The sequence below is a fragment of the Pseudomonas agronomica genome (genome assembly GCF_025917275.1).
Lineage (GTDB): Bacteria > Pseudomonadota > Gammaproteobacteria > Pseudomonadales > Pseudomonadaceae > Aquipseudomonas > Aquipseudomonas agronomica.
On record NZ_JAOSHO010000223.1, the window covers coordinates 1 to 8145 of the forward strand.

Consider the following 8145-nt stretch of genomic DNA (forward strand, 5'->3'; position numbering starts at 1 on the left):
CCAGCATTGACGCTGATGGCCGATCTGCCACGCCGGGACAATATGCTCCCACTCGATACGCGCGGCGCGACTGGCATTCTTGCGCGGCACGTAACCGCAGGCCGCCAGGTTCACCCGATTGCCGGTGTATTTGCAGCCGCAGTAGAACTCGGTGGATTGCGGGGCGTAGAGTTTCCAGGCGACTTTCTTGGCTTCGTTGAAGGTGCGGGGAGCAGCGGCTTGCGCGCCCATGGCAACGAAGACGAGCGATAAAGCTAAACAGCGAACAATCATCAGGCTCAATCTTCCTTCGGCACAACCCAGAAAACCTGCACGCCGCCATCGTCGCGATAAGCGAGGGTGACGTTGTCGTTCTCGTCGATTTCTTCCAGCAAGCGTTCCCATTCATCCACCGGCTCATCAGGGAGGCGGAAGATCAGCGCAGCCTTGGCTTTTTGTGCGGAGGGGGAATTGATGATTTTCGAGACCCGAAGACCGAGTCGTGAATAGGAATCTAAGGGAGTAGTTGCAGCGGAGGGCGTGGCCACAGGATTATCCTTATTAAGCTGTACGTGCATACAGTATTTATTTGTAGGCATTTACGCAACTGCTTAAAAATCAAGAAAATCGTCTGACAGCGCTTTTTGCGTTTTGATGTAGGAAGAAGGATTTTTTTATCGAGAAAGGTCCTTTGTCTTCAGCAGATTCCGCCAGAGGCCTAAAGAAAATTCCCTGGCGGACGATCTTGCTTGTAGGAAATTCTTTCACGGAGCGAGACATGTCCATTTCAATCGGCTTTCCAAATGCCGCCGCCATCACCATTGGCGGAAAATCCGCAGCCACATTGAATGCCTTGAGCGAGGCGAGCGCCGACGCAGCCGACGAGGCCCTTGGCGAAACGCAAGCGCCTGGCAAGGTCCGTGCGAACCTGGCGACCGAAGCCGAGAGCAAGACCGAAAAAAGCGACAGCGACCAAAGCATTGCCACAAAAATATTGCTCAAGCGCATGCAGGAGCTGCAACAGCAACTGCGCGAGCAACAACAGCAACTTGCCGCGGCACAGGCGCGTCCTTATCCGACGCCTGATGCCAAGACGACTGCTATCCTGTCGATCCAGGGTCAGATCGCCGACACCACCGGCGCGCTGCAGCAGGTTACGGGCAGCTTGATCAAGGAGCTGGCGAAAGATTCCAGCTCGGGTTCGCTGGTCAACACCACGGCTTGATCGATGAGGTTCCCGATGAAAACGGGACGTTGACAAAACGCCGATGCTTTACCATAGTTCATTCCACGCAAACGTTTGCGCGATTGCCGTGCGACGATTTTGCTCACAATAATCATAAAATCGGAGTGAACCCATGAAGCTGCCATTCGCTGGACGCCTTCTCGCCGTCGCCATGCTCGCGGCCGCATCCGCAGCGCTGCCTTTCTCCTCGGCGCTCGCCCAGACCACGGAAAAACCCAAGGTCGCGCTCGTCATGAAGTCCCTCGCCAATGAATTCTTCCTGACCATGGAAGATGGCGCCAAGGCGTATCAAAAGGAACACTCCGCCGATTTCGACCTGATCTCCAACGGGATCAAGGATGAAACCGACACCGCCGGCCAGACTCGCATCGTCGAACAGATGATCGTAAACAAAGTCGATGCATTGATTATCGCGCCGGCCGATTCCAAGGCCATGGTGCCGGTGATCAAGAAAGCCGTCGACGCCGGTATCACCGTGATCAACATCGACAACCAGCTCGACCCGGCAGTGGTCAAGGACAAGAACATCAACGTGCCGTTCGTAGGTCCGGACAACCGCAAGGGCGCTCGCCTGGTGGGGGAATACCTGGCCAAGCAGCTCAAGGCCGGTGACGAGGTCGGCATTATCGAAGGCGTGTCGACCACCACCAATGCCCAGGCACGCACCGCAGGCTTCAAGGATGCGATGGAGGCGGCAAACATCAAGGTCGTTTCTGTGCAGTCTGGTGATTGGGAAATTGATAAGGGCAACAAGGTTGCCTCGTCGATGCTCAGCGAGTACCCGAACATCAAGGCATTGCTGGCCGGCAACGACAGCATGGCGGTCGGCGCGGTCTCGGCCGTGCGCGCTGCTGGCAAGGCGGGCAAGGTGCAAGTGGTCGGCTACGACAACATCAATGCCATCAAGCCGATGCTCAAGGACGGTCGTGTCCTGGCGACTGCTGATCAGTTCGCTGCCAAGCAGGCTGTGTTCGGTATCGAGACCGCGCTGAAGATCCTCAAGGGTGAAAAAGTCGACAGCGGCGCCAACGGCGTCATCGAAACTCCGGTCGAGTTGGTGACCAAGCCGTAACCCTGGCGACACAACGGCGCTCGCCCGTCCGGGCGAGCGCATTGGAGAGTTTGTTATGTCCGTTCGCGACCCGAACGCTGTCCTGTGCGTCAGCGGTATCGGCAAGACCTATGCCCAGCCGGTACTGAGCGATATCACCCTGACGTTGATGCGCGGTGAAGTGCTGGCGCTGACCGGCGAAAATGGTGCCGGCAAAAGTACCTTGTCCAAGATTATCGGTGGCCTGGTCACGCCAACGACCGGGCAGATGCAATTCCAGGGGCAGGATTACCGCCCCGGCAGCCGGACCCAGGCGGAATCGCTGGGCGTGCGCATGGTCATGCAGGAACTCAACCTGCTGCCGACCCTGTCCGTGGCCGAGAACCTGTTCCTCGACAACCTGCCCAGCCACGGTGGCTGGATCAGCCGCAAGCAACTGCGCAAGGCGGCGGTCGAGGCCATGGCCCAGGTGGGGCTCGACGCAATCGATCCCGACACCCTGGTCGGCGAACTGGGCATTGGCCACCAGCAGATGGTCGAGATCGCCCGCAACCTGATCGGCGATTGCCATGTGCTGATTCTCGATGAGCCGACCGCGATGCTGACGGCCCGCGAAGTCGAAATGCTCTTTGAGCAGATCACACGCCTGCAGGCACGCGGCGTGTCGATCATCTACATCTCCCATCGCCTCGAAGAGTTGGCGCGGGTCGCCCAGCGCATTGCGGTGCTGCGCGACGGCAACCTGGTCTGCGTCGAGCCGATGGCCAACTACAACAGCGAGCAACTGGTCACGTTGATGGTCGGCCGCGAGTTGGGCGAGCACATCGACCTGGGCCCACGGCAGATCGGTGCTCCAGCACTGACCGTGAAGGGCCTGACCCGGTCCGACAAGGTCCGCGACGTGTCCTTTGAAGTGCGCAGCGGTGAGATCTTCGGCATCTCTGGGCTGATCGGGGCAGGGCGCACCGAACTGCTGCGGTTGATCTTCGGCGCCGATGCGGCCGACAGCGGCACTGTGGCGCTGGGCTCGCCGGCCAGCGTCGTCAGCATCCGGTCGCCGGCCGATGCGGTGGCCCATGGCATCGCCTTGATCACTGAGGATCGCAAGGGCGAAGGCCTGTTGCTGACCCAATCCATCGCGGCGAATATCGCCCTGGGGAACATGCCGGAGATTTCCAGCGCCGGCCTGGTCAATGGCAGCGCCGAGGTGGCATTGGCGCAGCGGCAGATCGACGCGATGCGCATCCGCAGCTCGAGCCCGACGCAATTGGTGTCCGAACTGTCCGGCGGCAATCAGCAGAAAGTCGTGATCGGCCGCTGGCTCGAGCGCGATTGCTCGGTGCTGCTGTTTGACGAGCCGACCCGTGGCATCGACGTCGGCGCCAAGTTCGACATCTATGCATTGCTCGGTGAGTTGACTCGCAAGGGCAAGGCGCTGGTCGTGGTCTCCAGTGACCTGCGGGAACTGATGCTGATTTGTGATCGCATCGGCGTGTTGTCCGCCGGGCGCCTGATCGATACGTTCGAGCGCGACAGCTGGACCCAGGATGACTTGCTTGCCGCCGCGTTCGCCGGCTACCAGAAACGTGATGCGCTGCTCAACGAAGCGGCGCCTAGGGATCTCTCATGAAAACCGCACCTGCCGCTGGCAAATCCACTGGCAATTTCTATGGCCTCGGCACCTACCTGGGCCTGGCTGGCGCTTTGCTGGCAATGGTCGCGCTGTTCTCGGTCCTGAGCAGCCACTTCCTGTCCTATGACACCTTCAGCACCCTTGCCAACCAGATTCCGGACCTGATGGTATTGGCCGTCGGCATGACCTTTATCCTGATCATCGGTGGCATCGACCTATCGGTGGGGTCGGTGCTGGCGCTCGCCGCCTCGACAGTCAGCGTCGCGGTGCTCGGCTGGGGCTGGAGCGTCTGGCCGTCGGCCTTGCTTGGCATGGCCGTGGCGGCGCTGGCGGGGACGGTCACCGGCTCGATTACCGTGGCCTGGCGTATCCCATCGTTCATCGTCTCGCTGGGCGTGCTGGAAATGGCCCGGGGCCTGGCGTACCAGATGACCGGTTCGCGGACCGCCTACATCGGCGATTCGTTCGCCTGGCTGTCCAACCCGATCGCCTTTGGCATTTCACCTTCGTTCATCATCGCCTTGCTGGTGATCTTCATTGCCCAGGCGGTGCTGACCCGCACCGTGTTCGGTCGCTACCTGATCGGCATCGGCACCAACGAGGAAGCCGTGCGCCTGGCAGGGATCAACCCAAAACCCTACAAGATCCTGGTGTTCAGCCTGATGGGGTTGCTGGCTGGCGTTGCGGCGCTGTTCCAGATTTCGCGCCTGGAAGCGGCGGATCCGAACGCGGGTTCGGGGCTTGAGTTGCAGGTCATTGCGGCCGTGGTGATCGGCGGCACCAGCCTGATGGGCGGGCGCGGCTCGGTGATCAGCACCTTCTTCGGCGTGCTGATCATTTCGGTGCTGGCGGCGGGCCTGGCGCAGATCGGTGCCACGGAGCCGACCAAGCGCATCATTACCGGCGCGGTGATTGTGGTGGCGGTGGTGCTCGACACGTACCGCAGCCAGCGCGCCAGTCGGCGGGCTTGAACCATGGCGACGATCAAGGATGTGGCGGCGCTTGCGGGCATTTCCTACACGACCGTGTCCCACGTGGTGAACAAGACGCGACCGGTCAGTGACGAGGTGCGGCGCAAGGTCGAGGCTGCCATCGAGCGATTGGACTACGTGCCCAGCGCCGTGGCGCGCTCGCTCAAGGCCAAGACCACGGCCACCATCGGCCTGCTTGTGCCCAATAGCCTCAACCCGTACTTCGCCGAACTGGCTCGGGGGATCGAGGATTACTGCGAGCGCAATGGTTACTGCGTGATTCTCTGCAATTCCGATGACAACCCGGACAAGCAGCGCAGTTACCTGCGGGTGTTGCTGGAAAAACGCATCGACGGGTTGATCGTGGCCTCGGCCGGGGGCGATGTCGGCTTGGCCGAAGGGCTGGCCAACGTGCGCACGCCCATGGTGATCGTTGACCGTGGGCTTGATGGCGTGGACGCGGACCTGGTGCGCATCGACCACGAGTACGGCGCGTACCTCGCGACTCGGCACCTGCTGGAGCTGGGCCATCGTGACATTGCGTTTATTGGTGGTCCGGCGGACACCAGCGTGGCGCAAATGCGCCTGGCGGGCTATTGCCGTGCGCTGAAAGAGGCGGGGATCGAGCTGCCTGTGGAGCGCATGCTCGAAAGTGATTTCACCAGTACCGGCGGCTATCGGGCCGCGGCGCAACTGCTTGAGCAGCAACCGCCCAGCGCGATTTTCGCCGCCAACGACATGATCGGCATCGGTGCGCTGCGCGCCGCCGCCGAACGCAACGTGCGCGTGCCCAGCGAGCTGTCGATCATCGGCTTCGATGACATCCAGATGAGCCGTTATGTCTACCCGGCGCTGACCACGGTTGGGCAGTCGATCCTGCAGCTTGGCGAGATGGCGGCAGAAGTCCTGCTGCGACGCATCGCTACGCCGGGGCTCGTCACTGACCAGCGGATCGTGACGCCGAGCATTGTCCTGCGAGAATCGACTGCACCGCTGTCCGGCACATTCGCCCAGTACCGCTGAACCGAATAGATGAGTAATGAAGCAATGCCAGCAAACGTAGTGGTAATAGGCAGCCTGAACATGGACCTGGTGACCCGCGCACCGCGTCTGCCTCGCGGTGGTGAAACCCTGATCGGAGAGTCGTTCTCTACCATTCCAGGTGGCAAGGGCGCCAACCAGGCGGTGGCCGCCGCGCGCCTGGGGGCGCAGGTGTCCATGGTCGGCTGCGTCGGCAGTGACGCCTACGGCCAGCAACTGCGCGGTGCGCTGTTGGCCGAGGGCATCGATTGCCAGGCGGTCAGCGTCGTGGACGGCTCCAGCGGTGTGGCGCTGATCGTGGTCGATGACAACAGCCAGAATGCGATCGTCATCGTCGCCGGGGCCAATGGCGAGCTGACGCCAACGGTTCTCGAGCGTTTCGACGCCGTGCTGCAAAGCGCCGATGTCATCATCTGTCAGCTCGAAGTGCCGGATGCCACTGTGGGGCATGCGCTCAAGCGCGGACGCGAACTCGGCAAGACCGTCATCCTCAACCCGGCGCCGGCCTCCCGTGCGCTGCCGGCCGAATGGTACGCCTACGTCGACTACCTGATCCCCAATGAAAGCGAAGCGATGGTCCTGAGTGGGCTGGCGGTGGACTCCCTGGAAACCGCCGAAGCCGCCGCCACGCAGTTGATCACCGCCGGCGCCGGCAAAGTGATCGTGACGCTGGGCGCCCAAGGGTTGATGTTCGCCAATGGTTCGAGCTTCGAGCACTTCCCCGCGCCACGGGTCAAGGCCGTGGACACCACGGCGGCCGGCGATACGTTTGTCGGTGGCTTCGCAGCCGCGCTGGCGAGCGGCAAGGACGAAGTCGAGGCGATTCGTTTTGGTCAGGTCGCCGCTGCGCTGTCGGTCACTCGCGCGGGCGCTCAGCCCTCCATCCCCACTTTGCTGGAAGTACAGGCGTTCAAATCATGAAAAAGACTCCGTTGCTGAACGTGGCCATGTCACGGTTGATTGCGTCCCTCGGCCATGGCGACAAAGTGGTCATTGGCGACGCCGGCCTGCCGGTCCCGCCACACGTCGAGCTGATCGACCTGGCGCTGACCCATGGTATTCCTGATTTCGTCAGTACCTTGAAGGTGGTGCTCAGCGAAATGCAGGTCGAGAGCCACGTACTGGCCGAGGAAATCCTGGATAAGCAACCGTCGGCCCTGGCGACGTTGGAGGCGCTGCATGCCGAAGGCGCGTTGGGCTCGCGGGAGCTGGTCAGCCACGAACAGTTCAAGCTGCTCAGCCGCGAGGCGAGGGCGATTATCCGCACGGGAGAGTGCTCTCCCTATTGCAACGTGGTGCTGGTCGCGGGCGTCACGTTCTGAGTCTTACCCACCTGCACAAGGAGTGCGCCATGCACCGCTATGCTCAGAAAGTCCATCAACTGCTGCGGAGTCTGCTGCTTTTGTCCCTGATCACCACCGCAAGCGCCCAGGCGGCAGAAAAAATCGACCTGATCATCGACACCGACCCGGGCGCCGATGATGTGGTTGCGCTGTTGTTCGCCCTGGCGTCGCCCGAAGAACTGCATATCCGCGCATTGACCACGGTCGCAGGCAACGTGCGCCTGGACAAGACCTCTCGCAATGCGCGCCTGGCCCGGGAGTGGGCAGGGCGCGAAGAGGTCCCGGTCTATGCCGGTGCGCCAAAGCCGATGATGCGTACGCCGATCTACGCGGAAAACATCCATGGCAAGGAAGGCCTGTCGGGTGTGACCGTGCATGAGCCGAAGAAAGGCTTGGCCCAGGGCAATGCAGTCAACTACCTGATCGACACCCTCAAGGCCGCCAAGCCGCACAGCATCACCATCGCCATGCTTGGGCCGCAAACCAACCTCGCGCTTGCGCTGATCCAGGAACCGGAGATCGTCCAGGGCATCAAGGAAGTGGTCATCATGGGCGGCGCGCATTTCAACGGCGGCAATATCACGCCGGTGGCCGAGTTCAATCTGTACGCCGATCCCCACGCTGCCGAAGTGGTTGCCAAGAGCGGCGTGAAGCTGACCTATCTGCCGTTGGACGTGACCCACAAGATCCTCACCAGCGAGGCACGCCTGAAGCAGATTGCAGCGCTCAACAACAACGCCAGCAAGTTGGTCAGCGATATCCTCAACGAATACGTCAAGGGCGACATGGAGCACTACGGGATGACGGGGGGGCCGGTGCACGACGCGACGGTGATTGCCTACCTGCTCAAGCCACAATTGTTTAGCGGTCGTTCGGTCAAC

Annotated in this window: 9 protein-coding genes and 1 pseudogene; 8 read left to right on the top strand and 2 right to left on the bottom strand. The window is 61.5% G+C overall.

Annotated elements, in window-relative coordinates; genetic code table 11:
• Together OC610_RS16290 and OC610_RS16295 are read right to left on the bottom strand one after the other, a co-directional pair.
• Positions 1–273: pseudogene (locus OC610_RS16290) on the bottom strand (deoxyribonuclease); the annotation flags it as partial.
• A 5-nt stretch (positions 274–278) separates the two neighbouring features.
• The gene (locus OC610_RS16295) at positions 279–578 is read right to left on the bottom strand and encodes a DUF1654 domain-containing protein (RefSeq protein ID WP_198796012.1); all 300 of its coding nucleotides are present in this window, start codon (positions 576–578) and stop codon (positions 279–281) included.
• 179 nt (positions 579–757) lie between these two features.
• On the opposite strand from OC610_RS16295, the gene OC610_RS16300 reads away from it, so the two are divergent.
• The 8 genes from OC610_RS16300 to OC610_RS16335 form a co-directional block, all read left to right on the top strand.
• Complete coding sequence (locus tag OC610_RS16300; protein ID WP_198796072.1) at positions 758–1204, top strand: hypothetical protein; 447 nt, start codon at positions 758–760, stop codon at positions 1202–1204.
• A gap of 133 nt (positions 1205–1337) precedes the next feature.
• Positions 1338–2297, top strand: a complete 960-nt coding sequence (locus OC610_RS16305) for a sugar ABC transporter substrate-binding protein (protein WP_264429046.1) — start codon at positions 1338–1340, stop codon at positions 2295–2297.
• A 55-nt stretch (positions 2298–2352) separates the two neighbouring features.
• Positions 2353–3906 (top strand): sugar ABC transporter ATP-binding protein, encoded by a 1554-nt coding sequence (locus OC610_RS16310; RefSeq protein ID WP_264429047.1) that lies wholly within the window; start codon positions 2353–2355, stop codon positions 3904–3906.
• Entirely contained in the window at positions 3903–4880 is a 978-nt protein-coding gene (locus tag OC610_RS16315) for an ABC transporter permease (RefSeq protein ID WP_030142123.1), read from the top strand. Before OC610_RS16310 ends, OC610_RS16315 begins: the two co-directional genes overlap by 4 nt.
• Before the next feature lie 3 nt (positions 4881–4883).
• Positions 4884–5903 (top strand): LacI family DNA-binding transcriptional regulator, encoded by a 1020-nt coding sequence (locus OC610_RS16320; RefSeq protein ID WP_030142124.1) that lies wholly within the window; start codon positions 4884–4886, stop codon positions 5901–5903.
• 24 nt (positions 5904–5927) lie between these two features.
• Positions 5928–6842 carry a ribokinase gene (gene rbsK / locus OC610_RS16325; protein WP_264429049.1) on the top strand — a complete coding sequence of 305 codons (915 nt, stop codon included), beginning with the start codon at positions 5928–5930 and terminating at the stop codon, positions 6840–6842.
• On the top strand, positions 6839–7243 hold the full coding sequence (gene rbsD, locus OC610_RS16330) for a D-ribose pyranase (RefSeq protein WP_030142126.1): 405 nt from the start codon (positions 6839–6841) through the stop codon (positions 7241–7243). The genes rbsK and rbsD overlap by 4 nt, the downstream gene beginning before the upstream one ends.
• Positions 7244–7272: 29 nt before the next feature.
• Positions 7273–8145: nucleoside hydrolase (locus tag OC610_RS16335; RefSeq protein WP_264429051.1), on the top strand; the 873-nt coding region annotated here is incomplete at its 3' end.

Coding starts and splice junctions, on each gene's coding strand:
- OC610_RS16305 (WP_264429046.1), top strand. CDS start 1,338: ATGAAGCTGCCATTCGCTGGACGCCTTCTCGCCGTCGCCATGCTCGCG.
- OC610_RS16300 (WP_198796072.1), top strand. CDS start 758: ATGTCCATTTCAATCGGCTTTCCAAATGCCGCCGCCATCACCATTGGC.
- OC610_RS16295 (WP_198796012.1), bottom strand. CDS start 578: ATGCCTACAAATAAATACTGTATGCACGTACAGCTTAATAAGGATAAT.
- rbsK (WP_264429049.1), top strand. CDS start 5,928: ATGCCAGCAAACGTAGTGGTAATAGGCAGCCTGAACATGGACCTGGTG.
- rbsD (WP_030142126.1), top strand. CDS start 6,839: ATGAAAAAGACTCCGTTGCTGAACGTGGCCATGTCACGGTTGATTGCG.
- OC610_RS16315 (WP_030142123.1), top strand. CDS start 3,903: ATGAAAACCGCACCTGCCGCTGGCAAATCCACTGGCAATTTCTATGGC.
- OC610_RS16310 (WP_264429047.1), top strand. CDS start 2,353: ATGTCCGTTCGCGACCCGAACGCTGTCCTGTGCGTCAGCGGTATCGGC.
- OC610_RS16320 (WP_030142124.1), top strand. CDS start 4,884: ATGGCGACGATCAAGGATGTGGCGGCGCTTGCGGGCATTTCCTACACG.